Raw genomic sequence first — 21,514 nt, 5'->3', positions numbered from 1 at the left:
CATGACGGACAAGAACTTCGACGAGAACCAGTTTCCTGAGTCCGCCGAAGGTCGCAGCGAGGGGTCGGACGCTCAGGCGTCCGGCCCCGCGCCGCAGAACCCGGACTCCACCGAGGCGAAGGCTGCCGAGGGGTCGGACGAGACCCCCGTCGACGGCGCCCCCGACGACCTCACGGTCGACGACATCCTCGGAGCGACGCAGACCGGCGAGGCCGCGGCGGAAGACGCCGTGCTCGCCGACCTCGAGTCCACGCTGCTGAACGACCTCAAGCGCCTCCAGGCCGAGTACGCCAACTACCGTCGTCGTACCGAGGACCAGCGCCAGGTCGAGATCGAACGCGCGAAGGGCGAGGCCGCCAAGGGCCTCATCCCCGTGCTCGACGACCTCGACCGCGCCGCCCAGCACGGCGATCTCGTGGAGGGCACGCCCTTCGCCGTGATCGCCGACAAGGTGCGGCTGGTCGTGGAGCGTCTCGGAGTGGTCGCGTACGGCGAGAAGGGCGAGGAGTTCGACCCCCAGCGTCACGAGGCCATCTTCCAGCAGCCGACTCCCGGCGCCGAGAAGACCACCGTGCTGGAGGTCGTCGAGGTGGGCTACCGCCTCGGCGATGTCGAGCTGCGTCCCGCGAAGGTCGTCGTCGCTGTCCCGGAAGGGTAGGTGATCGATGGCCAGCCAGGATTGGTTCGACAAGGACTTCTACAAGACCCTCGGGGTCTCCAAGGACGTCAGCGATGCGGACCTGAAGAAGACGTATCGCAAGCTCGCGCGCAAGTATCACCCGGACTCCAATCAGGGTGACGCCAAGGCCGAGGCGAAGTTCAAGGAGATCAGCGAGGCCTACTCGGTGCTCTCCGACGCCGACCAGCGCAAGGAATACGACGAGATCCGCGCCATGGGCTCCGGCGCCCGCTTCACGGCGGGCGGTCAGGGCGCCGGCGGCTTCGAAGACGTGTTCAGCCGGTTCGGCCAGCAGGGCCGCGGGCAGTCGGCGGACTTCGAGGACATCTTCGCGATGTTCAACCAGGGTCAGGGCGCGAGCTTCGGCAACGGTCGCTTCGGCCAGCCGAGCGGCGGCTACCGTGGCTTCGGCGGTCCGCAGCGCGGGGCCGACGTCACCGCGCGCACCACGCTCGACTTCGTCACGGCCGTGCAGGGCGAGACCATCTCGCTGCAGGGCGAAGACGGCAAGCCTTTCAAGGTGAAGATCCCCGCGGGCGTCGCCGATGGTCAGAAGATCCGTCTGCGCGGCCGCGGTCGTCCGTCGCCCGACGGCGGAGAGAGCGGCGACATCGTGGTGCAGATCGCGGTGCGCCCGCACCCGGTCTTCACGCGCGACGGTCTCAACCTGCGCGTCGTGGTGCCGGTGACCTTCACCGAGGCGACCCTCGGTGCGACCATCGAGGTTCCCACACTCGGCGGCGATGTGGTCAAGCTCCGCGTCGCACCCGGCACCCCCTCCGGGCGGGTGCTGCGGGTCAAGGGCCGCGGCGTCACGACCTCGAAGGGCACGGGCGATCTGCTCGCCGAGCTTCAGGTCGCGGTGCCCACGCACCTCGACGAAGCCGCACGGGCGGCACTGGAGAAGTTCCAGGAGCTGGAGCCCACGGAGAACCCGCGGGCCGAGCTCATGGCGAAGGCACGGCGATGACCGGCCGTCGAAGCGAGCACCGGGGGCGGAGGCGTTCATGATGAACGCTGACACCCCGGTGTTCGCGATCGCGGCCGCCGCCGAGCTCTCCGGTCTCCACCCGCAGACGCTGCGGCAGTACGACCGCATCGGACTGGTCGTCCCCGGCCGCACCTCGGGCGGGTCGCGTCGCTACTCCAGCCGAAACATCGAGCAGCTGCGCGAGGTCGCCCAGCTCTCCTCCGAGGGTGTGAGCCTTCCCGCGATCGCGCGTCTGCTCGACCTCGAAGACGAGAACAGGGCGCTGCGCAACCGCATCACCGTGCTCGAGAGCGCTCTGCGCACCGAGCGCGAGAGCCGTCCGGGAGTGCGTGTGTTCGCCGCCGGCTCTGCTGGCGTCGTGCCCATGCCGACAGGTCGCCGCCTTCGGCGCTCGACCGAAGTCGTGCTCTGGGACCCGCGCGGGAGCGCGTAGGTCGCTCGCGACGAGTCGTGTGTATCCTGTCAACTGTTAACAGGAGGTCACCATGACGCAGACCGTCACGCGTGGAGAGTCCCTCGGCGCCCAGGTGGCGCGGGTGCTCCGCCAGCGCATCGTGCGCGGTGAGCTCGCCCCCGGGGCCCGCATCACCGAAGAGGCGCTCGCTGAAGAGTTCTCGGTCAGCCGCGGCCCGGTGCGCGACGCTCTCACCCAGCTGAGCTTCGAGAAGCTCGTCGAGGTGCAGCGTCCGCGCGGGGTCTACATCGTCGGACTCACTCGTGACGACGTCGATCAGTTGTACAGCCTGCGCGGGGCCCTCGAGCAGCTCGCCCTCTCCCGCGCGATGCGCGTCGATGACGATGAGCGTTGGACGGCGATGGCGGCAGCCGTCGGTCGCATGGGCGCGGCGGCGGATGCCGGTGATCACGCGGCCTTCGTGGCGGCCGACCTCGAATTCCACTCGCAGATCTATGCGCTCGCCGACCACCCGCGCCTCGAGGGTGCGTGGAATCAGTACCTCCCGACGTTCACGGCGCTGCTCGAGGTCACGATCAACCACGACGAGGATCTGCACGAGTCGTCCGGCGACCACGTCAAGCTCATGGACGTGATGCGCACCGGCACCCCGGCGCAGGCGGCCGAAGTGCTGTCCGAGCACTTGGACGGCGCCCGCGAGCGCATGCTCGCCGAGATCGCCGACCGCGCCTGACGGAGGACATCCGTCCGTCCTGGCCGTTCCGGTCGCAGTTTCGGTCGCCTGCGCGCTCGGGAGACGGCCGAAACTGCGACCGGAGCGACCGATAGCTATCCCCACAGTGTTGACTGTTAACAGTCAACACTGCTACGGTCGGGGAGTCGACAACAAGGTCGACCCACGTAGAGGAGCAAAGATGCCCCGCAAGCGCATCACCCGGGCGGCCGCCGCGATCGCCGCCCTCGCAGCCACCGCTCTCATCGTCTCGGCCTGCACCAAGGTCGAAGAGGGCGAGGACGCCGGATCGGCGTTCCCCGAGAACGACATCCGGCTCATCATCCAGGCCAACCCCGGCGGAGGATCCGACCTCTCGTCGCGCGCGCTCGCCACGGAGCTGGAGAAGATCCTCGGCGTCAGCGTCATCCCCGAGAACATGCCGGGAGCCGCGGGGGCTCTCGCGATGGAGTATGTCGGCGCGCAGGATCCCGACGGCTACGTCATCGGATTCGCACCCGTCGAGATCGCGATGCTGAACACCACCCAGAGCGCCAACGTGCTGCCGGACGACTTCGATCTGCTCGGCCAGATCATGCTCGCCCCCGGCGTGGTCACGGTCGGCGCGAACAGCGGCATCGAGACCCTGGAAGACCTTGTCGCCCAGGCGAAGTCCGGTGCCGTGACGGTCGCCAACTCCGGCGCCGGGTCCATCTGGGAGGCGGCGACCATCGGGCTCGGCGATGCGACCGACGCGGTCTTCACCCCGGTGCCCTACGACGGCGGTGCGACAGCCGTCGCGGCCGCCGCGTCGGGCGAGACCGTCGCCGCCGTCTCCGGCCTCGGCGAAGCCCTGGCTCAGGGCGAGGCCGTGCGCATCCTGGCTGTGATGAACGACGTGCGCCACCCCGACGCGGAAGACGTCGAGACGGTCGAAGAGGCCATCGGCGAAGACGTGATCTTCGGCGGTTGGGGAGGCATCTACGCCCCCAAGGGGCTCCCGGACGACGTCAAGACCACGCTCGAAGCCGCCGTCAAGGAGGCCGTCGAATCCGACAACTACCAGAAGTTCCAGGCCGATGCCGGAAACCTGGTCGTGTACCGCGACTCCGCCGAGTGGACCACGTTCGTCGGCGAGCAGTTCGACCTGTTCAAGGACCTCCTGGGCTGAGAAGTCCGCGTGGCGAACGCTGCGGGGCCGGGCGCATCACCGGCCCCGCAGCGCTCTCCCTCACTTCTCGGATCACGAAAGGAGCACCATGTCGACTTCTGCATCGGATGCGTCCGCCTCCGCACCGGACGCCTCAGCCGCCGTCACGGACGACGAATACCAGGGCGCGCCCGCATCGCGGCCGCTCGAGATCGTGTTCGCCGTCGTCGCCCTGGCGTTCACCGCCGGGTACCTTTTCCTCGCGACGCAGATCCCGCTGCGCCGCGAGGCCGCCCCCGGGCAGATCGACGCCCGGTTCTGGCCGCTCGTCATCGGGGTCACCGGAGTTGTCATCGCCATCGCGCTGCTCGCCGTCGCGCTCACCCGCCCGGCGCCCACGCGTGAAGACCTCGAGCGCATCCAGCCCGGCGGCTACCTCCGCGTCATCGCCACCCTCGCGATCACGGGCGCCTTCATCGCGCTGTGGTCGCTGGGCTCCGTCATCCTGTTCGGCTACCGCATCGAGGTCTTCCCGATCGCCGCCGCCCTGCTGATGGCCGCCCTCATGCTCCTCTACGGCCACCGCCGTTGGCTGAGCCTCATCATCTACTCCGCCTCCGTCACGGCGTTCGTCTACGTCGTGTTCGGGATGCTCCTGAGGATCCCCCTGTGAACGCGCTCATGGAGGGGCTGAACTCGCTCCTCGACATCTCGATCCTGCTCTACATGCTCGTCGGGCTCGTGCTCGGCTTCATGGTGGGAGCGTTCCCCGGCATCACCGCGACCATGGCCGTCGCCCTCGCCGCCGGCTTCACGATGACCCTCGAGCCCGTGCAGGGTCTCGCCGTGCTGCTGACGATCTACGTCGCGGCGAACTTCGGCGACCGGGTGCCGTCCATCCTGATCAACACCCCGGGAACGCCCGCCTCCATCGCCACCACCCTCGACGGGTATCCGATGGCCAAACAGGGCAGGGCAGGACTCGCGCTCACCATCTCCGCGATCGTCTCGGCCGTCGGCATCCTCGCCTCGCTCGTGCTGTTCGCGGTCGCCGCCGTGCCGATCGCCAGCTTCGCCCGCGACTACTTCAAGTCGCCCGAGCTCTTCGCCCTGGTGGTCTTCGGTATCGCGATCATGATCGGCATCTCGTCGAAGTCGATGCTCAAGGGCATCCTCGCCGGGCTGTTCGGCCTCATGCTCGGCAGCGTCGGCACCTACGCGGCGACCGCCGACCAGCGCTTCACCTTCGGGGTTCTGGAACTCGTCGAGGGCGTCAACTTCATCGCCGTCATCATCGGACTCTTCGGCATCGCCGAGCTGTTCGACCAGCTGCTCACGCACCGGAAGTCCGCCGTGCGGCCGATCTCCAGCCTCGGCCGCTGGTGGCCGAACCGCGCCGAGCTGAAGCAGAGCGGGCGTGCGACCGCGGTCGGCGGCGCCGTGGGACTCGGCGTCGGACTCATCCCCGCGGCCGGCGGTGACATCGCCGGGCTCATCGGATGGGAGCGCGCACGCAAGGCGTCGAAGCACCCGGAGATGTTCGGCAAGGGATCGATCGAGGGCGTCGCAGCCTCGGACACCGCCTCCAGCGCCACGCTCGGCGGCTCGCTCACCACGACCATGGCGCTCGGCATCCCCGGCGACTCGGTCATGGCCGTGATGATCGGCTCCATGATCATCTGGGGGATCACCCCCGGTCCGACGCTCTTCACCAACCGCCCCGACCTGGTCGTCTCGATCGTCGGCATCATGCTGATCGCGACGATCCTGTCTCTCGGCCTGAGCCTGGTGCGGATGAAGGGCATGGTGAAGCTGCTCGACGTGCCGCAGCCGTACCTGTGGAGCGGCATCCTGATCTTCTGCATCATCGGCACCTACGCCACCTCGAACAGCCTCTCGACCGTCGTGACGATGCTCGTCTTCGGTGTGATCGGCGTGATGCTCAAGCGCATGCAGGTGCCGGCCGGTCCCGTGGTGCTCGGTCTTCTGCTCGGACCGCTCGCCGAGGAGAACCTCGCCCGTACGCTGGCGATCCTTCCCACGCGTCCGTTCTTCGAGGTCGTCAGCCCCATCGCGCTGGTGCTGCTCGCACTGGCCGTGCTCTCGATCGTCATGCCGGCGATCCGCGCGGCCCGCCGGCCCCGCGCCGAGCGCGCCTCGCTCGCGGACTCGATCCTGCATGACGACAGCATCCAGCAGATCGAGAAGGCGCACGACGAGCTCGCCGCCCAGCCCGATCTGCTCACATCCACCGTCCGCAACGTCGACGCCGCCGGGCGCCGAGCCCGCAAGTCCCGCAAGAACTCCGAGGAGACCGAGAAGTGACCCGCTACGACATCCTGACCGCCGTGCCCACCGCTTTCCACAGCGACGGCACCCTCGATGTCGAGGGCTCGCGTGCGATCTTCCGGTTCGTCGCCGACTCGGGGAACGAGGGCGCATTCGTGCTCGGAACGACGGGGGAGTTCCCCGCCGTGGATGCCGAGGAGTTCGCGGCCATCGTGGAAGCCGCCGTGGCCGAGCTGCAGGATCGCATGCGCGTGGTCGTGCACGTCGGTCGGCCCAGCACCTTCGAGGCCGTGCGCCTGACCCGCATCGCGCGCGAACTGGGCGCGATCGAGTTCGCCGCCCTGACGCCGTACTACCTGCGCGCCACGGACGACTCGATCTTCGAGTACTACCGCGCGGTGTCGGATGCCGTCGGCGATGGGCGCCTGTACGTCTACATCTACCCGGCTCGCAGCGGCAATCCGGTCTCGCCGGAGCTCCTCGCGCGGCTCGCGCAGCTGCCGAACGTCGTCGGTGCCAAGATCAGTGAGCTCTCGCTGGACGACATCGCCGCCTACCGTGCTGTCGTGCCCGCCGATTTCGACCTCTACACCGGCGCCGACCGCGACCTGATCGCCGCCGTCGAGGTGGGGGCCCAGGGCGTCGTCTCGGGGGTGTCCTCCGTCACGCCGAAGCCGTTCCGCGCTCTCGCCGATGCCGGCCGGTCGGGGAATACGGCGGCCATCGTCGCCGCGCAGGCCGCGGTGGATGAGGTGGTCGCGCTCATCGGCGGCGACATGGCCCGCATGAAGGAGGCATACCGCGTGCTCGACGTGGTCGACACGCATTGCCGCATGGCGATCGCGGAGCCGAGTGCCGCCGAGCGCACCGCCGTCGCCGAGGTGGTGGCAGCGCATCGGTGACACGTCACAGGTGACACGGTCACAGGAGATGGAAATGTCGTCTTCCTAGCGTGGAAGCAGGGAACGACCCTGCTCCGCGCCTGGCGCGCGGGTGTCCTGCCACGAAGGAAGAACTCCTCATGACGAACACCAAAGCCCCTTCCGCCGCACCCTCGCTGGGACTCCTGGTCCTGCGCGCGGTCGTCGGTGCGATCTTCGCCGCACACGGTGCGCAGAAGATCTTCGAGTTCACGCTCCCCGGAACGATCGGCAGTTTCGCGGGCATGGGGGTTCCGCTCCCGGAGATCGCCGGTCCTCTCGTCGCCTTCGTCGAGCTCATCGGCGGCATCCTGCTGATGCTGGGCCTCTTCACTCGTCCGGTCGGCATCCTGCTGGCGATCGACATGATCGTCGCGCTCATCGCCGTGCACCTTCCTGCAGGCCTCTGGGTCGGCGAGGGCGGCTACGAGTTCGTCGCCGTCCTCGGCGCGGCAGCTCTCGCTCTGGCGCTCACGGGCGCCGGACGGTTCTCCCTCGATGGGGCATTCCTGCGGGGCCGCGCACCGGCCTGGCTGAGCTGAGGAGCCTCCACACCACGACGGATGCCGCGGCCCGAGGGGTCGCGGCATCCGTCGTCTCTGCGGGCTGTTGCGAGGGCGGGCTGTTGCGAAGGGCGGGCTGTTGCGAAGGGCCGGTGTTGCGGAAGGGAAACCCACGCTCCGCGCCGTTGCGGCCTCGGGGGATGTGTCCGCTTTCGTTTTCGACGACGAAGATATGTGAAAACACAAAAAAGAAAAGACTTTCGCCGAGGTTCCCTGTATTCCTGGCGATTAATACGCAAATAAACCTAAACTGAGCGCATTCGGCATTTCGCCGAGGACTTTTACAGCGAAGTAAGGGGATTGCAGATGAAGCTCAAGAGGAGCCTGGCGGGAGTGGCCACGGTCATCACCGCACTGGGAGTCACCGCCTGCGCCGGCGGCGCAGCGCCGGACGCGTCGGGGAACGCCTCCAGCGACACCATCACGTTCCGCTCGTGGAGCCCGATCGAGCAGACGACCCGTCAGATGATCGAGGCGTTCCAAGCCGAGAACGACGGCTCGAAGATCGACGCGACGATCTTCAACTACCCGGAGTACCTCGTCGACCTGCAGAGCCGGGCCAGCTCGAACACGATGCCCGACGTTCTCGGCCTGCAGCCCGGAGCTCTCACGCAGCAGTACCGCGAGAACCTGATGCCTCTGCAGGACTGCGCTGCCGAGACCTGGGGCGACGACTGGCAGAGCAAGTTCTACCCGATCGGCATCGAGCAGGCGCGGATGGGCAACCCCGAGGGCGACGACAACTTCTACTCGCTCCCGATCCTCACCCAGACGGTCAATCTGTGGGCCAACTCCGAGATCTTCGACGATGCGGGTCTGAGCGTGCCGAAGACGTGGGACGAGCTCGTGCAGACCACGAAGGACCTCAGCGGCGGCGACGCCGCGCCGTTCCTGCTGCCGGCGAAGGATTCCTGGCTGCGCAACGTCGTGTTCCTGCAGATCGCCAACAACGTCTCGCCCGGGACCGTCTACGAGGCCGAGGCCGGCACCGTGTCGTGGACCGACCCGGCCATCGTGAAGGCGTTCGAGTACTGGGGCAAGCTGTTCTCCGACGGCATCGCCCAGGACGGCGCGATCGGCCTCGACGCCTACCCGTCGGCGGTGAACCAGTTCGAGGCGGGCAACGCCGCCATGATCCCGCTCGGCGCCTGGTGGATCCAGCAGTCCGACCCGACGAAGTCCGACATCCCCCCGCTCTCGGAGGGCATGTCCGGCTACGAGCCGTTCCTCTTCCCGACCATCCCCGGCGGCGCCGCTGAACCGCAGTTCGTCGGAGGCATCGACGTGAGCCTCGGGATCTCGAAGAACACGGCCAACCCCGACCTCGCCTGCAAGGTGCTCACCGACTTCATCGCCGGCTCCGCCGCGCAGAAGCTCGTCAACACCATGAACGATGTCCCCGCCGTCACCGGCCTCGCTCCGGAGAAGTTCACGAGCGAGAAGCAGGAGCAGATCTGGAACCTGTTCGTCGACGAGTGGCTCCCGCAGGTGAAGTACTCGCGCTACTTCGAATCGCCCAAGCTCGACCAGGCCGTGGCCGATGCCCTCGCCGCCATCGCGACCGGAGATTCCACTCCGCAGGAAGCGGCGGAATCCGTCCAGGCCGTCCAAGACACCCTGTAGCGACGGAACCTGTGGCAGCGGAGTTCGTGCAGGGTCCGGGGCCTCTTCCCCGGACCCTGCCCCGAGAGGAGCGCGCATGAAGATCCTGACGAGAGAGCGGCTGGTCGGCCTGGCCTTCCTGGCACCGACCCTCATCCTGTTCGCCGTATTCGTCGTCTACCCGATCGTGTACAACGTGCAGGCGAGCACGCTCGACTGGGACGGCGTCAACGTCGGATCGGCGGTCGGGATCGGGAACTACCTGGAGCTCTTCCAGGACCCGACGTTCCTCATCACCTTGCGCAACTCGGTGTTCTGGATCGTGCTGACGATCGTCCCCCAGGGCGTGATCGGCTTCCTCCTCGCCGTCGCGCTCAACCAGGGGCTCCGCGGCAGCACGGTCTACCGGGCGATCTTCTTCATCCCTGCCATCCTCTCCCCGGTCGTGGTCGGGATCGTGTGGCAGCGCATCCTCGACCCGTTCAACGGGGTGCTCACCGCCATCGGCAAGGCCACGGGGCTCACCTTCCTCGGGGGCAACTACCTCGCCGACCCCCAGACGGCGATCTTCGCGGTGATCTTCGTGAACGTCTGGATGTGGACCGGGTTCTCGATGCTGTTCTACCTCGCGGGGTTGCAGCTGATCGATCCCAGCCTGGTGGAGGCGGCGCGCATCGACGGTGCCAGCGGCTTCCAGACCATGGTGCGCATCACGTTCCCGCTGCTGAAGACCACGACCCTGTCGCTCGTGCTCCTCGGCATCATCGGCTCGCTCAAGACCTTCGAGCTCGTCTACGTGCTCACGCAGGGCGGACCCAACCACGCGTCGGAGATGCTGCCCACCTTCGCGTTCCTGGAGGCGTTCCAGCTGCAGAACGTCGGGTACGCCTCGGCCATCAGCGTGGTCCTGCTGGTCGTCGCCGTCGTGAGCTCGCTCTCGATGGTGCGGGTGTTCGGCGCCGGATTCATCACAGGAGACGAGAAATGACCGCGACGAGCGAGACCCGCACCCTGATCGTCCCGAAGGACACGGCCGGCCGTCACCGCCACGGTGCACCTGGCCGCCGAGTCGGCTGGCTGCACTTCGTGCTCGTGCCGCTCGCCGGGCTCTGGCTCGTGCCGATCGTCATGGTCGTCGGGCTCTCGATGATGCCGCCGAACAACCCCGGAACGCAGTTCTTCGGGCTGTTCCCCGCGGAGTTCAGCGTCAAGAACTACCTCACGATCTGGGACCAGAACCCGATCCTGCTGCACCTGCTCAACAGTCTCCTCATCACGGTGCCGTCGGTGCTGCTGGTCTGTCTGCTCGGATCGATGACCGCCTTCGCTCTGGCTCGGCTGCGTGTTCCGCTGAAGGCTCTGATCTTCGGAGTGCTGATCCTCGCGCTGATCCTGCCGATGTCGAGCATCGTGGTCGCGACGTTCCGCATCCTGCAGTCGATGCAGCTGTACAACAACCTCCTCGGGCTCGTTCTCGTGTACAGCGCGCTGGGCCTGCCGTTCGCGGTCATCATCATCCGCACCTCCTACCTCGCGATCCCGCTCGAGACCTACGAGGCCGCGCGGCTCGACGGGGCCAACAGCTGGCAGATCTTCTGGCGCATCTACCTGCCACTGGGCAAACCCGCTCTCGCCGTGGTCGCGGTGTGGCAGACCATGATGAGCTGGAACGACTTCCTGCTGCCGCTCGTCACCCTCGGAGACAACGAGCTCAAACCGCTCACCCTCGTTCCGCTCGCTTACCGCGGCATGTACCTGTCGCAGCCGGGGGCGCTGTTCGCGATCCTGGTGCTGATCTCCATCCCGGTCGTGCTGCTGTTCATCTTCATCCAGAAGTACCTGGTGAACGGTCTGTCGGGGGCGATCAAATGAGCGTCATCGGCCTCGACCTCGGAACCAGCGGCGTGCGGGCGGTCGCCTTCGCTGCCGACGGACGCATGCTCGGCGGCGCATCGGCACCGCTGACGCTGCGGCGCGACGGCCGCGGGCGCGTCGAGCTCGACGCCGAGGAGATCATCGCCGCCGCCGAGAGCGTGGTGCATGCGGCGGCCGCCGAGGCCCTGCAGCTCGGAGACGCGGTGCAGGCGATCGGCTTCAGCGTGCTCGGCGAGGCGGTCGTGCCCGTCGACGGGTCCGGCGCACCGCTCGCCCCGGTAGCGGTGAGCATGGACACGCGCGGCATCGAACACGCGGCCGGGCTGGGCGCGAGGCTCGGAGAGGGCCGCTTCACCCAGATCACCGGACAGCCGTTGCACGGAATGTTCTCGGTCTTCAAGATCATGGCCGGCGACGACGCCTGGGCCGCGGCTGCGGGCTACCGCTGCATGGGGGATCTGGTCGCCGAGCGGTGGAGTGGTGTCGCCGCGATCGACCTCGGTCAGGCCGCGCGCACCGGCATCCTCGACGTCGATGGGGGCGAATGGAGCACGGAGATCCTGGAAGCCGTCGCCGCCTCCGCCCCCTGGGTGCGGGAAGACCGGCTGCCGGTCCCCGTCTCCTCGGGAACCGTGATCGGCGGCGTCCACGACCAGGCAGCGGCCGTGCTCGGCGTCGCACCGGGCACGGCCCTCGTCGCTGGCACGCACGACCAGGCGGCTGCCTTCCTCGGCGCCGGCGGAGAGGCGGGAGAGCGCTCCGTGATCGCACTCGGCTCGAGCGACTGCCTCACCGTCGCCACCCGCGAACGCCCGCGCGGACTCGAGACGACCGGCTTCGCCAGCTATCGACTGGATGACGAGACCTGGATCACCCTCGCCGGAACCGCCGCAGGAGGATGGGCGCTCGAATGGCTGGCCGCCCTCCTGGGCCGCGACATCGGCGACGTGTTCGGGGCGCTCGCCGAGGATCCGCCTTCCCTCATCGTGCTGCCGTACCTCGCCGGCTCCGGCACCCTCGACAATGACCCCTCCGCGCGCGGAACGATCCACGGTCTCACCCTCGACACGACCGTGCCCGAACTGGCACGAGCCGTCGTGGAGGCCGCGGGCTTCGAGTTCCACAAGATCATCGCGGCGCTGGAAGCACACGGGGTCCGCGTCGACGACCTCCAGGTCACCGGAGCAGGGGCTGAGAACGCCGCGGCGCTCTCAGCCCGTGCCGCGGCCGCCGGAGTGCGGATGACGCCCGTCGCGCGTGATGCTTCCGCCCGAGGTGCGGCGATGCTCGCGCTCCGCGGTCTCGGCGGCGATGCCCGGGATCTCCTCGTCGCCCCCGGCCCCGCTGCCGCGGCCGATCCCGACCCCGCGTCGGCCCCCTGGTACGCCGCACAGCGTGCCGCCTACGCCGCCCTCTACGACGTGACCCGCGGCATCGCCCCCCATCTGACCGGGCGACCGCGGAAACAGCCGTCCCAGATCCAACCGTCCCAGATCCAGCCCCAGATCCAACCCCAGATCCAACCGCAGTCCCATCAGAAGGAGAACACGAAATGACCGAGACGACGCTCCAGCTCGACTTCGACATCGATGCCGCGCGCGAGGAGATCCTCGACTACTGCCTGCGGTCGATGGAGTACGGACTCAACTTCAACACGCAGGGCAACATCAGCATCCGTGTCCCGGGCGTCGAGGACCGGTTCCTGATCACGCCGACCGATCTCGAGTACGACAAGATGAGCGCCGATGACATCGTGCTCGTCAACGGCGACAGCGAGGTGATCGACGGACGGCTCGGGCCGTCGAGCGAGGTCACCGTGCACATGGCCGTCTACCGGCGTCGACCCGATGTGAACGCGATCGTGCACTCCGAGCCGGTGTTCTCCAACGTCTGGGGTGTCGTGGGCTCTCCGATCCTCGGGACGCTGGTGAACATGGTGATCTACACCAAGGGCGACGTGCCGATCATGCCGTTCGAGCTCAGCAACAACACCGAGTTCGGCGAGCACATGTGCGACGCGATGGGCGACCTCAACGCGGTGGTGTGGGCGAACCACGGCCTGCTCACCGTCGGACCGAACCTGCGTGACGCGTTCAAGACCAGCGTCGCGGTGGAGTCGGCGGCCAAGGTGCAGGCCTACGCCCGCGCGCTCACCGACACCCCGATCGTGCTCGACTACGACACGCTCGGCATCACCGAGTCGCTCTGAGGTTCGCGGATGGCACTGCAGACTCTGCGCACCGCGCTCGCCGACGCCGACGCGGGCGGCTACGCCGTCGGCGCCTTCAACGTGTCGAGCATCGATCAGGCGATCGCGGTGCTCGATGCCGCCGAGACCGAGCGCTCGCCCGTGATCGTGCAGGCGATCGCCGGGATGTCCGCCTACGACGACGAATCGCGTTGGTGGCACCGCCTGCGGGGCCTGGTCGCCGAATACGAGCACGTCCCCGTGGTGCTGCATCTCGATCACGGGCGCACGTATGACGACTGCGTGCGGGCGATCGAGCACGGCTTCACCAGCGTCATGATCGACGCGAGCAGGGCGAGCGGCACGGATGAGCCCGCCTCCTTCGCCGACAACGTGGCGCTCACGCGTCGGGTGGTCGAGGCGGCCGCGCCTTTCGGTGTGAGCGTCGAGGGCGAGCTCGGCACGATCGGCGGGGCCGAGGCCGGCGTCACCGGGGTGCTCGAGGAGATCGTGTTCGCCGACCCCGACCAGGCCGTCGAGTTCGTGGAACAGACCGGGGTGGACGCGCTCGCGGTGGCGGTGGGCACGAGCCACGGCTCGGTGAAGTTCACCGACGAGGCCGGAGGTCAGCGGCTGCGACTCGGCCTCATCTCGGAGATCAGAGGACGCCTGCCGGACACCTTCCTGGTGCTGCACGGTTCCTCGTCGGTGCCGGCCGAGGCAGTCACCAGGATCAACGCACACGGCGGCGACGTGCGGCCCTCGTACGGGATCTCGCCCCAGCAGAAGTCGGAGGGCATCGCCGCCGGCATCCGCAAGATCAATCAGGGCACCGACTCGCATCTCGCCTGGAGCGCCGCGCTGCGCACGTTCCTGCAGGAGAATCCCGCGGTGGTCGAGCCCAGCGAGCAGTTGCGCCCCGCGATGGGTGGGTTCCGCGCGATGGTGACGCAGCGCATGCGCGAGTTCGGATCGTCGGGTCGGGCCTGAAGCTCTGTGCCGCGGGTCGAGGGCTGCGGGGTCAGGCGAGCTCGATCGTGAGCCCGGCTTCTCGAAGCGCCTCCAGCTCGATCGGAGGCGCTTCGATGCCGGTGATCAGCATGTCGACGCGCGCGAGCGGAGCCACCTGGATGACCTGACTCTTGCCGATCTTCGAGCTGTCGGCGACCACGATGGCCCGCGCCGCCGAGTCGAGGTAGCGCCTCTTCATGGTCACCTCGGGAAGGCTGGAGTTCGTGAACCCCCGCTCCGACACCCCGTTGCAGCCGATGAAGCAGATGTCGCTGTGCACGGAGCCGATGAACATGTCGCCCATCGGGTCGATGAGCGAGCGCTGCTTGTAGTTCACGGTGCCGCCGGTGACCACGACCGTGATGTGGTGCGGCTCGGCGACGCCGAGCTCGAGCGCGATCGTGAGCGAGTTGGTGAACACCACGACGCCGCGCAGATCCTCACGGGCTCGCAGCGCGCGGGCGATCGCGAGCGTCGTCGTCCCGGCATCCAGCAGGATCGCCATCTCGCTCTCCACCAGCGCGGCCGCAGCGTTGCCGATGCGTCGCTTCTCGGTGACGGCCCGCGTGAGCGCCCGCTCGTAGTCGGGGGAGTGAGCGGTCGACTTGATGCCCGAGATCGCCCCGCCGTGCACCCGCTGGATCACGTTCTCCTCGGCGAGGAGGTCGAGATCGCTGCGCACCGTGACCTCGGAGACGCTGAGCGTGCGGCTCAGCTCCTGCACACGGGCGAAGCCCTGGCGTTCGATGATCGACACGATCTGCTCGCGCCGCACTGTTGCGGGGACCGTCTGCGACCACTCTGGCATCCCCTCAGCGTACTCGGGACGGCGCAGCAGCCGACGGGCGCTCCACCGGAGGGACTCGAGAGCCGGTATCGATTTCATGGGAAGCGGATCTTCGGCCGCCGCGCGGTACTGTTGCAGCACCCGGCTGCCGTTGCACTCGACCGCTGCCGGCGGTAAGTCGGGCGGCGGGAAGCAGGGGAGCGCATGGCAACGATCTACGACGTCGCCGAGCTCGCGGGCGTCTCGCCCGCGACGGTCTCGCGTGTCTTCAACGGCACGAGTGTGTCGGACGAGAAGGTCGCCGCCGTCCGTGCAGCCGCGGCGACGCTCGACTTCACACCCAACCGAGCCGCCCGCTCGCTGCGTCGGCAGAGCTCCGAGGTCATCGCCCTCGTGATCCCCGACATCGAGAACCCGTACTTCACCGAGATGGCGAGAGGGGTCGAAGATGTCGCCTCGGAGGCCGGGTACTCCGTCGTGCTCTGCAACTCCGATGCGCAAGTGGAGAAGGAGGCGACGTACCTCCGCATCGCGATCGCCGAGAACATGTCCGGCGTGATCATCGCAACCGCCGACGAACACTCCGACCTCGACGGTATCCTCGCCACCGGTCGCCCCGTCGTCGCCGTCGACCGCAGCACCGCCCACGACATCGACGGCGTGGTGATGGCCAACCGGGCGGCGGGCACGTCGGCGACACGGAGTCTGATCGACGCCGGGCACCGTCGCGTCGCCTACATCGGGGGGCCTGCACACATCGACACCGCCGCCGAACGCGCCGCGGGGTGGCGTTCCGCGCTCACCGCGGCGTACCCAGAACTCGCTCTCGACGGGCTCGAGCGCTTCGCGACGTTCCGTGTCGACGGCGGGCGTGCCGCGATGGAGGAGCTGCTCGCCCTTCCGGAACCTCCGGACGCGGTGGTGGCCGGCAACAACCTGATCGGTGTCGGAGCGATCCAGGTGCTCACGGAGCACGGCCTCACCCCGCCGGACATGGGTGTCGCCGTGATCGGCTCGCTGCCGTTCACGACCCTCTCGCCGAGCGCCGTGACCGTGGTGCGCCTACCGGCGCGGCACATGGGTGTGACCGCGGCGCGGATGCTGCTCGAACGGATCAAGGGCGACACCCAGCCGGCACGCACGATCGTGCTGCGCAACGAGCTTCAGCCCGCGAGCGCGATACGGAGCTGAGCGGGCGGTCGGGCCGGCTACTGCGAGCGCCAGAACCGCGTCGCGAGGTTCGCCACCTCTTTGTCGAGGCTGTCGACCTTGTGCTCCAGGGCGTCGATGCGGCCGGTGAGCCGGCCCTCGAGACTCTCCAGCCGCCCGCTCAGATCGCCGCGCAGTCCGCCGATCTCGCCCCGCAGCTCGCCGCGCAGGCCACCGACCTCGGCGCGGATCACCCGGCTGAACTGCATCGTCATGAGGGTCATGCCGCCGAGCATCATGGTCGTGAACACGCCGATCAGCGTCCATACCTGCGGGTCGTCCAAGCGCATGCCTCCAGTCTGATTCGGGGTGCCCAGAATGTCACGGTATTCCGGTGCTGGTCAGCCAGAAAGCCGCGGTCGGTGGGCAGATCTTCTCTGGTGAAAACGGTGCAGGGCGAGTCGTGTCTTGCGTCATGAAATCGATTTCGCGTACAGTATCGGTGAGGCTGCGGACTCCGTTGTCCCGCCACGAGGAGGACTCCATGCGCTGCACCATCGGGGTGGACATCGGCACGTCCAGCAGCAAGGGCGTACTGGTGGATGTCGAGGGCGGCATCCTGGCTTCGGCGACCAGAGCGCACGACGTCGATCGCCCTCGCACGGGCTGGGTCGAGATGGATGCCGCGATCTGGTGGGACGAGTTCGTCGCGATCTCGCGAGAGCTGCTCGCCGGAGTGCCAGACGCCGAGATCGTCGGCGTCGGCGTCAGCGGCATGGGCCCCTGCATCCTCCTCGCCGACGAGCACGACGTCCCTGTGCGACCGGCGATCCTGTACGGCGTCGACACCCGCTCGACCGTGCAGATCGAGCGCCTCACCCGCGAGCTGGGCATCGACGACATCACGCGTGTCGGCGGGTCGACGCTGACCTCGCAGGCGGGTGGGCCGAAGATCGCCTGGGTCGCCGACGAGGAACCCGCCGCGTGGGCACGGGCGCGCCGGCTGTACATGCCCGCGACATGGCTCGTGCGCAAGCTCACCGGCGCTTACGTGCTCGACCACCAATCCGCCAGTCAGGTCTCTCCTCTCTACGACATCGAGGACGAATGCTGGCATGGCCCTTGGTGGGACCGATACGCGACGGATATCGAGCAGCCGTCTCTGCAATGGGCGGGTGAGGTCGCCGGCGAGGTCACGGCCGACGCGGCGGCGCTCTCCGGCATCCCCGTCGGCACCCCCGTGATCACGGGCACTATCGACGCCTGGACCGAGGCCGTCAGCGTCGGCGCGCACGAGGTCGGCGACCTGATGCTGATGTACGGCACCACGATGTTCATGGTCTTCACGAACGGTGCTGAGACGCTGCGGACGCCATCGATGTGGACCACGGCCGGGGCCTTCGCCGGCACGCGCAACCTCGCCGGCGGTCTTTCGACCTCCGGTGCGCTGACCGCGTGGCTCGCGGGGCTGACCGGCGCCGACTATCCCGAGCTGCTCGCCGATGCCGCAGCATCAGGGGCCGGAGCGCGGGGCCTCCTCGTGCTGCCCTACTTCGCCGGCGAGCGCACGCCGATCCAGGACCCGGACGCCCGAGGAGTGATCGCCGGGCTCACGCTCGATCACACCCGCGGCGACCTCTACCGCGCCGCGCTCGAGGCCACGGCGCTCGGGGTGCGCCACAACGTCGAGACCATGCGCGCGGCGGGTGCCGACATCCGCCGCATCGTCGCGGTCGGCGGCGGCACCCAGGGGCGCTTGTGGCTGCAGATCGTCTCCGACGTCACCGGCCTCGTGCAGGAGGTGCCGGCGACCACGATCGGTGCGAGCTACGGTGCGGCGTTCCTCGCCGCGACCGCGACGGCCGCACCCGACGGGACTCCGGCCATCGCCGACTGGAACCCGATCTCCGAGCTCATCCACCCCGACGAGGCGGTGCGCTCGCTCTACGACACCCTCTTCGACCGCTACGTGCGGCTGTACGAGGGATCGAAGTCCGTCATCCACGAACTCGCCGCCGCGCAGCGCGACACTCCCACGACCACCGCCAACCCGACCGATACCGCCCCGGAGGCATCATGACCACTTACACCCTGCCGACGACGGCGTCCCGGCCGACCACCGCGCCGAAGACGGCGTACATCATCACGTCCGGAGACCTGCGCGAGTCGGCGAACGTCGCCGGCTGGCCGACGCAGGTCGAGCTGGAGAACGGCGTCACCGGGGTGCTGAATGCACTCGGCTGGGAGGTCATCCGTCCGTTCGGCGTCGACCCCGAGACCGGCCATGGCTTCATCTCGAGCCAGCGCATGGGTCTCGAGGTGTTCAAGAGCATCCCCGTCGATGCTCCCCTCATCGTCGCGATCGCCAACTGGCAGTACTCCCACCACGTGCTCGCCGGTCTGCGGTCGCACGAGGGACCGATCCTCACCGTCGCCAACTTCGCGGGGGACTGGCCCGGACTCGTCGGGCTGCTCGGGCTGAATGCGGGACTGACCAAGATGGACAAGCCCTACGCGACGACGTGGTCGGTCGACTTCACCGATCAGTGGTTCACCGACGGCATCAGGGAATGGACCGAGACCGGCGCCATCGCGCACGACGCCTCGCATGTGCGGCCGCTGCCTGAGCTGCCGGAGAGCCCCGAGAAGCAGCTGGGCGAGGCACTCGCGGCCGAGCTGCGCGCCGAGAAGGCGATCATCGGCGTGTTCGACGAGGGCTGCATGGGCATGTACAACGCGATCTTCGACGACGAGCTGCTCAACCCGACCGGTATCTACAAGGAGCGGCTGTCGCAGTCGGCGCTCTACGCCGAGATGCTGAACGTCACCGATGCCGAGGCGGATGCCGCCTATGACTGGCTGATCGATGCCGGCATGACCTTCCGATACGGCGAGGACGCCGTCACCGAGCTCACCCGTGACCAGGTGCAGTGGCAGCTGAAGATGTACATCGCCGCGCTGCGCATCGCCGATGACTTCGGACTCGATGCGGTCGGCATCCAGTACCAGCAGGGGCTGAAGGACCTGGTGCCGGCGTCTGACCTGGCCGAGGGCATCTTGAATTCGACCGAGCGGCCGCCCGTCACCTCGCGTGACGGCTCGCGCGTGCTGCACGAGGGGCGCGCGTTCCCGCACTTCAACGAGGCCGACGAGGGAGTCGCGGTCGACGCGCTCGTGACCGACAGGGTGTGGCGTGCGATGGGCCTCGTCCCCGACAACACGCTGCATGACGTGCGTTGGGGCCAAGACTTCGACGGACAGTTCGTCTGGGTCTACGAGATCTCCGGCTCGGTGCCGGCGTCGCACCTGGGCGGGTGGCAGAACGCCGAGGGGTGGCGACAGGGCCACGTGTTCTTCCCCGCGGGTGGAGCGACCATCAACGGTGTATCGAAGCCGGGTGAGATCGTGCTGTCGCGGGTGTTCATCGCCGAAGGTGTTCTGCAGGCCGACATCTTCCGGGCCTCGGTCGTCGAGCTTCCCGCCGAGGAGACGCAGCGTCGCAAGGACGCCACCAACCCGGAATGGCCGATCGCGCATGTGGTGCTGCACGGCATCTCGCGCGACCAGTTCATGGCCCGCCACAAGGCCAACCACGCCCAGCTGGTCTACGCCCCCGACGCAGAGACGGCCGACAAAGCCCTGATCGCGAAGGCCGCGATGTTCGCCGGAATGGGCATCAAGGTCAACCTGGTGGGAGACGTGGCGGTCTGATCGGCTCGTGAGTAGCTCTCGTGAGAGTTCTCACGAGAGCTACTGCGATCGCCAGAAACGGGTCGCGAGATTCGTCAGCTCCGTGTCGAGATCGTCGACCTTCGATTCGATGCGCCCGAGTCGACCATCGATGCCGTCGATGTGAGCCGAGAGGATGCCTTCGACGCGATCGATGCGAGCGGTGAGCGAGCCCTCGACGCGGATGATGCGGCTCAGCTGTGTCGTCATGAGCGTCATGCCACCGAGCATGACGGCGGCGAACACGCCGATCAGCGTCCATACCTGCGGGTCGTTCAATCGCATGCCTCCAGTGTGAGTCGGAGCGGCCAGGTTGTCACGGTATTCCGGTGTCCGCGAGTCACGTACCCAGTCGTTGTGGGCAGGTCTCCAGCCGCGGCTCCGGTGCAGGAAGAGAGAATCATCCGCTCCATCGACTTCTTCGCCTCCGTCCACTTAAGCGATATAGTCGGCCGCAGGTCGCACCGAAGCGGCCTGATCTCGATATCGATGATGAAGGAGACGATCTGCAATGACACGGTCACACGTCAGGAATCACCGGTTCCGAAAAGGGCTCGCAGCGCTCGCGGGTGTCGCGGTCGCCGTGGTCGGTGCTGCCGCCGCCTCGCCTGCCGTCGCCGAGAGCTCGGCGATCGACCCGCAGGTGGTGGCGTACGTCGAGGTGAACTCGAACGATTTAGCGAATGTCGCCGACTACACGTTGGCGGATTCAGGCAGACCCGCCGTCGACATGGCGATCATCTTCGCCGCCAACATCAACTACGACGGCGAGAAGGCCTCCCTGCACTTCAACGACCGCGTCACCGCGACGCTCGACGACGCCGAGAATCAGATCCGTCCCGTTCAGGAGCGCGGCACCAAGGTGCTGCTCTCCGTGCTCGGCAACCACCAGGGGGCCGGATTCGCGAACTTCACCTCGTACGAAGACGCCGATGCCTTCGCCGCCCAGCTCGCCGATGCGGTGACGACCTACGGGCTCGACGGCATCGACTTCGATGACGAGTACGCGCAGTACGGAGTCAACGGCACACCGCAGCCCAACGCGCAGTCGTTCGGCTGGCTGGCGACGGCTCTCCGCGATCGCCTGGGCCCCGACAAGATCATCAGCCTGTACGCGATCGGCGAGACGTACACCGTGACCGACTTCGGCCTGTTCGACGTCGCCGGGGTGATCGACTACGCCTGGAACCCGTATTACCCGACGTACGACGCCCCCACGATTCCGGGCTTCGGCGACAAGACGCGCCTCGGGGCTGCGGCGATCGACCTCGCGAACGTGAGCGCGGCGACGGCCACGGACTTCGCCGAGCGCACGGTCGCCGACGGCTACGGCGTCTACGTCGCGTACAACCTCACCGCGACCGATCAGTCCGCGCTGCTGTCGGGGATCACACGGCAGCTCAAGGGCGAGGCGACGCAGTACAAGGCTGTGCCGTGAGCCGGCCGCGCGCCGT

The 21,514-nt window shown here is 68.0% G+C and carries 22 protein-coding genes; 19 read left to right on the top strand and 3 right to left on the bottom strand.

The features are described 5' to 3' along the window. Position 1: 1 nt before the first annotated feature. From ACIQLD_RS10385 to ACIQLD_RS10315, 15 genes are all read left to right on the top strand, one after another. Complete coding sequence (locus tag ACIQLD_RS10385) at positions 2 to 658, top strand: nucleotide exchange factor GrpE (RefSeq protein WP_402607934.1); 657 nt, start codon at positions 2 to 4, stop codon at positions 656 to 658. Between the two features lie 7 nt (positions 659 to 665). Next, positions 666 to 1,649, top strand: a complete 984-nt coding sequence (locus ACIQLD_RS10380; protein ID WP_402607933.1) for a DnaJ C-terminal domain-containing protein — start codon at positions 666 to 668, stop codon at positions 1,647 to 1,649. A gap of 40 nt (positions 1,650 to 1,689) precedes the next feature. Continuing rightward, complete coding sequence (locus ACIQLD_RS10375) at positions 1,690 to 2,103, top strand: heat shock protein transcriptional repressor HspR (protein WP_402608521.1); 414 nt, start codon at positions 1,690 to 1,692, stop codon at positions 2,101 to 2,103. A gap of 52 nt (positions 2,104 to 2,155) precedes the next feature. Further along, on the top strand, positions 2,156 to 2,818 hold the full coding sequence (locus ACIQLD_RS10370) for a GntR family transcriptional regulator (protein ID WP_402607932.1): 663 nt from the start codon (positions 2,156 to 2,158) through the stop codon (positions 2,816 to 2,818). 181 nt (positions 2,819 to 2,999) lie between these two features. Further along, positions 3,000 to 3,968 carry a tripartite tricarboxylate transporter substrate binding protein gene (locus ACIQLD_RS10365; RefSeq protein WP_402607931.1) on the top strand — a complete coding sequence of 323 codons (969 nt, stop codon included), beginning with the start codon at positions 3,000 to 3,002 and terminating at the stop codon, positions 3,966 to 3,968. 88 nt (positions 3,969 to 4,056) lie between these two features. Beyond that, positions 4,057 to 4,620 carry a tripartite tricarboxylate transporter TctB family protein gene (locus ACIQLD_RS10360; protein WP_402607930.1) on the top strand — a complete coding sequence of 188 codons (564 nt, stop codon included), beginning with the start codon at positions 4,057 to 4,059 and terminating at the stop codon, positions 4,618 to 4,620. Continuing rightward, positions 4,617 to 6,272, top strand: a complete 1,656-nt coding sequence (locus ACIQLD_RS10355) for a tripartite tricarboxylate transporter permease (RefSeq protein ID WP_402607929.1) — start codon at positions 4,617 to 4,619, stop codon at positions 6,270 to 6,272. Before ACIQLD_RS10360 ends, ACIQLD_RS10355 begins: the two co-directional genes overlap by 4 nt. Continuing rightward, a complete protein-coding gene (locus ACIQLD_RS10350; protein ID WP_402607928.1) occupies positions 6,269 to 7,138 on the top strand; it encodes a dihydrodipicolinate synthase family protein in 870 nt (289 codons plus the stop codon). Before ACIQLD_RS10355 ends, ACIQLD_RS10350 begins: the two co-directional genes overlap by 4 nt. A gap of 119 nt (positions 7,139 to 7,257) precedes the next feature. After that, the gene (locus ACIQLD_RS10345; RefSeq protein ID WP_402607927.1) at positions 7,258 to 7,698 is read left to right on the top strand and encodes a DoxX family protein; all 441 of its coding nucleotides are present in this window, start codon (positions 7,258 to 7,260) and stop codon (positions 7,696 to 7,698) included. 327 nt (positions 7,699 to 8,025) lie between these two features. Then, complete coding sequence (locus ACIQLD_RS10340; RefSeq protein ID WP_402607926.1) at positions 8,026 to 9,342, top strand: ABC transporter substrate-binding protein; 1,317 nt, start codon at positions 8,026 to 8,028, stop codon at positions 9,340 to 9,342. A gap of 76 nt (positions 9,343 to 9,418) precedes the next feature. After that, the gene (locus tag ACIQLD_RS10335) at positions 9,419 to 10,309 is read left to right on the top strand and encodes a carbohydrate ABC transporter permease (RefSeq protein ID WP_402607925.1); all 891 of its coding nucleotides are present in this window, start codon (positions 9,419 to 9,421) and stop codon (positions 10,307 to 10,309) included. Beyond that, positions 10,306 to 11,193, top strand: a complete 888-nt coding sequence (locus tag ACIQLD_RS10330; RefSeq protein WP_402607924.1) for a carbohydrate ABC transporter permease — start codon at positions 10,306 to 10,308, stop codon at positions 11,191 to 11,193. Before ACIQLD_RS10335 ends, ACIQLD_RS10330 begins: the two co-directional genes overlap by 4 nt. Then, positions 11,190 to 12,752 carry an L-fuculokinase gene (locus ACIQLD_RS10325; RefSeq protein WP_402607923.1) on the top strand — a complete coding sequence of 521 codons (1,563 nt, stop codon included), beginning with the start codon at positions 11,190 to 11,192 and terminating at the stop codon, positions 12,750 to 12,752. Before ACIQLD_RS10330 ends, ACIQLD_RS10325 begins: the two co-directional genes overlap by 4 nt. Further along, a complete protein-coding gene (locus ACIQLD_RS10320; protein ID WP_021201705.1) occupies positions 12,749 to 13,405 on the top strand; it encodes a class II aldolase/adducin family protein in 657 nt (218 codons plus the stop codon). The genes ACIQLD_RS10325 and ACIQLD_RS10320 overlap by 4 nt, the downstream gene beginning before the upstream one ends. 9 nt (positions 13,406 to 13,414) lie before the next feature. Beyond that, complete coding sequence (locus ACIQLD_RS10315) at positions 13,415 to 14,374, top strand: ketose-bisphosphate aldolase (protein ID WP_402607922.1); 960 nt, start codon at positions 13,415 to 13,417, stop codon at positions 14,372 to 14,374. A 31-nt stretch (positions 14,375 to 14,405) separates the two neighbouring features. On the opposite strand, the gene ACIQLD_RS10310 is transcribed toward ACIQLD_RS10315, so the two are convergent. Beyond that, complete coding sequence (locus ACIQLD_RS10310) at positions 14,406 to 15,203, bottom strand: DeoR/GlpR family DNA-binding transcription regulator (RefSeq protein ID WP_402607921.1); 798 nt, start codon at positions 15,201 to 15,203, stop codon at positions 14,406 to 14,408. A gap of 183 nt (positions 15,204 to 15,386) precedes the next feature. Here ACIQLD_RS10310 and ACIQLD_RS10305 point away from each other — a divergent pair, with 183 nt between their 5' ends. Continuing rightward, entirely contained in the window at positions 15,387 to 16,373 is a 987-nt protein-coding gene (locus tag ACIQLD_RS10305; RefSeq protein ID WP_402607920.1) for a LacI family DNA-binding transcriptional regulator, read from the top strand. A 17-nt stretch (positions 16,374 to 16,390) separates the two neighbouring features. Here ACIQLD_RS10305 and ACIQLD_RS10300 read toward each other — a convergent pair whose 3' ends face one another. Then, a complete protein-coding gene (locus ACIQLD_RS10300) occupies positions 16,391 to 16,681 on the bottom strand; it encodes a hypothetical protein (RefSeq protein WP_021201709.1) in 291 nt (96 codons plus the stop codon). 194 nt (positions 16,682 to 16,875) lie between these two features. On the opposite strand from ACIQLD_RS10300, the gene ACIQLD_RS10295 reads away from it, so the two are divergent. Beyond that, complete coding sequence (locus ACIQLD_RS10295; RefSeq protein ID WP_402607919.1) at positions 16,876 to 18,411, top strand: FGGY-family carbohydrate kinase; 1,536 nt, start codon at positions 16,876 to 16,878, stop codon at positions 18,409 to 18,411. Next, entirely contained in the window at positions 18,408 to 20,042 is a 1,635-nt protein-coding gene (locus ACIQLD_RS10290) for a fucose isomerase (protein WP_402607918.1), read from the top strand. Before ACIQLD_RS10295 ends, ACIQLD_RS10290 begins: the two co-directional genes overlap by 4 nt. Positions 20,043 to 20,081: 39 nt before the next feature. Here the strand turns inward: ACIQLD_RS10290 and ACIQLD_RS10285 are convergent, their stop codons facing one another. Continuing rightward, a complete protein-coding gene (locus ACIQLD_RS10285) occupies positions 20,082 to 20,345 on the bottom strand; it encodes a hypothetical protein (RefSeq protein ID WP_402607917.1) in 264 nt (87 codons plus the stop codon). A gap of 226 nt (positions 20,346 to 20,571) precedes the next feature. On the opposite strand from ACIQLD_RS10285, the gene ACIQLD_RS10280 reads away from it, so the two are divergent. After that, complete coding sequence (locus ACIQLD_RS10280; RefSeq protein ID WP_402607916.1) at positions 20,572 to 21,498, top strand: endo-beta-N-acetylglucosaminidase H; 927 nt, start codon at positions 20,572 to 20,574, stop codon at positions 21,496 to 21,498. Positions 21,499 to 21,514 lie beyond the last annotated feature (16 nt).

Source organism: Microbacterium sp. NPDC091662 (genome assembly GCF_044756705.1).
In the GTDB taxonomy this organism is placed as follows: Bacteria; Actinomycetota; Actinomycetes; order Actinomycetales; family Microbacteriaceae; genus Microbacterium.
Note: the sequence above shows the minus strand (reverse complement) of the source record. Positions and strands in the feature narration are given on the sequence as shown.

Excerpts from the sequence above, each read along its gene's own strand:
- ACIQLD_RS10330 (WP_402607924.1), top strand. The coding sequence starts at position 10,306 with ATGACCGCGACGAGCGAGACCCGCACCCTGATCGTCCCGAAGGACACG.
- ACIQLD_RS10285 (WP_402607917.1), bottom strand. The coding sequence starts at position 20,345 with ATGCGATTGAACGACCCGCAGGTATGGACGCTGATCGGCGTGTTCGCC.
- ACIQLD_RS10340 (WP_402607926.1), top strand. The coding sequence starts at position 8,026 with ATGAAGCTCAAGAGGAGCCTGGCGGGAGTGGCCACGGTCATCACCGCA.
- ACIQLD_RS10365 (WP_402607931.1), top strand. The coding sequence starts at position 3,000 with ATGCCCCGCAAGCGCATCACCCGGGCGGCCGCCGCGATCGCCGCCCTC.
- ACIQLD_RS10335 (WP_402607925.1), top strand. The coding sequence starts at position 9,419 with ATGAAGATCCTGACGAGAGAGCGGCTGGTCGGCCTGGCCTTCCTGGCA.
- ACIQLD_RS10370 (WP_402607932.1), top strand. The coding sequence starts at position 2,156 with ATGACGCAGACCGTCACGCGTGGAGAGTCCCTCGGCGCCCAGGTGGCG.
- ACIQLD_RS10290 (WP_402607918.1), top strand. The coding sequence starts at position 18,408 with ATGACCACTTACACCCTGCCGACGACGGCGTCCCGGCCGACCACCGCG.
- ACIQLD_RS10310 (WP_402607921.1), bottom strand. The coding sequence starts at position 15,203 with ATGCCAGAGTGGTCGCAGACGGTCCCCGCAACAGTGCGGCGCGAGCAG.
- ACIQLD_RS10280 (WP_402607916.1), top strand. The coding sequence starts at position 20,572 with ATGACACGGTCACACGTCAGGAATCACCGGTTCCGAAAAGGGCTCGCA.
- ACIQLD_RS10375 (WP_402608521.1), top strand. The coding sequence starts at position 1,690 with ATGAACGCTGACACCCCGGTGTTCGCGATCGCGGCCGCCGCCGAGCTC.
- ACIQLD_RS10360 (WP_402607930.1), top strand. The coding sequence starts at position 4,057 with ATGTCGACTTCTGCATCGGATGCGTCCGCCTCCGCACCGGACGCCTCA.
- ACIQLD_RS10325 (WP_402607923.1), top strand. The coding sequence starts at position 11,190 with ATGAGCGTCATCGGCCTCGACCTCGGAACCAGCGGCGTGCGGGCGGTC.
- ACIQLD_RS10300 (WP_021201709.1), bottom strand. The coding sequence starts at position 16,681 with ATGCGCTTGGACGACCCGCAGGTATGGACGCTGATCGGCGTGTTCACG.
- ACIQLD_RS10320 (WP_021201705.1), top strand. The coding sequence starts at position 12,749 with ATGACCGAGACGACGCTCCAGCTCGACTTCGACATCGATGCCGCGCGC.
- ACIQLD_RS10345 (WP_402607927.1), top strand. The coding sequence starts at position 7,258 with ATGACGAACACCAAAGCCCCTTCCGCCGCACCCTCGCTGGGACTCCTG.
- ACIQLD_RS10315 (WP_402607922.1), top strand. The coding sequence starts at position 13,415 with ATGGCACTGCAGACTCTGCGCACCGCGCTCGCCGACGCCGACGCGGGC.
- ACIQLD_RS10380 (WP_402607933.1), top strand. The coding sequence starts at position 666 with ATGGCCAGCCAGGATTGGTTCGACAAGGACTTCTACAAGACCCTCGGG.
- ACIQLD_RS10385 (WP_402607934.1), top strand. The coding sequence starts at position 2 with ATGACGGACAAGAACTTCGACGAGAACCAGTTTCCTGAGTCCGCCGAA.
- ACIQLD_RS10295 (WP_402607919.1), top strand. The coding sequence starts at position 16,876 with ATGCGCTGCACCATCGGGGTGGACATCGGCACGTCCAGCAGCAAGGGC.
- ACIQLD_RS10305 (WP_402607920.1), top strand. The coding sequence starts at position 15,387 with ATGGCAACGATCTACGACGTCGCCGAGCTCGCGGGCGTCTCGCCCGCG.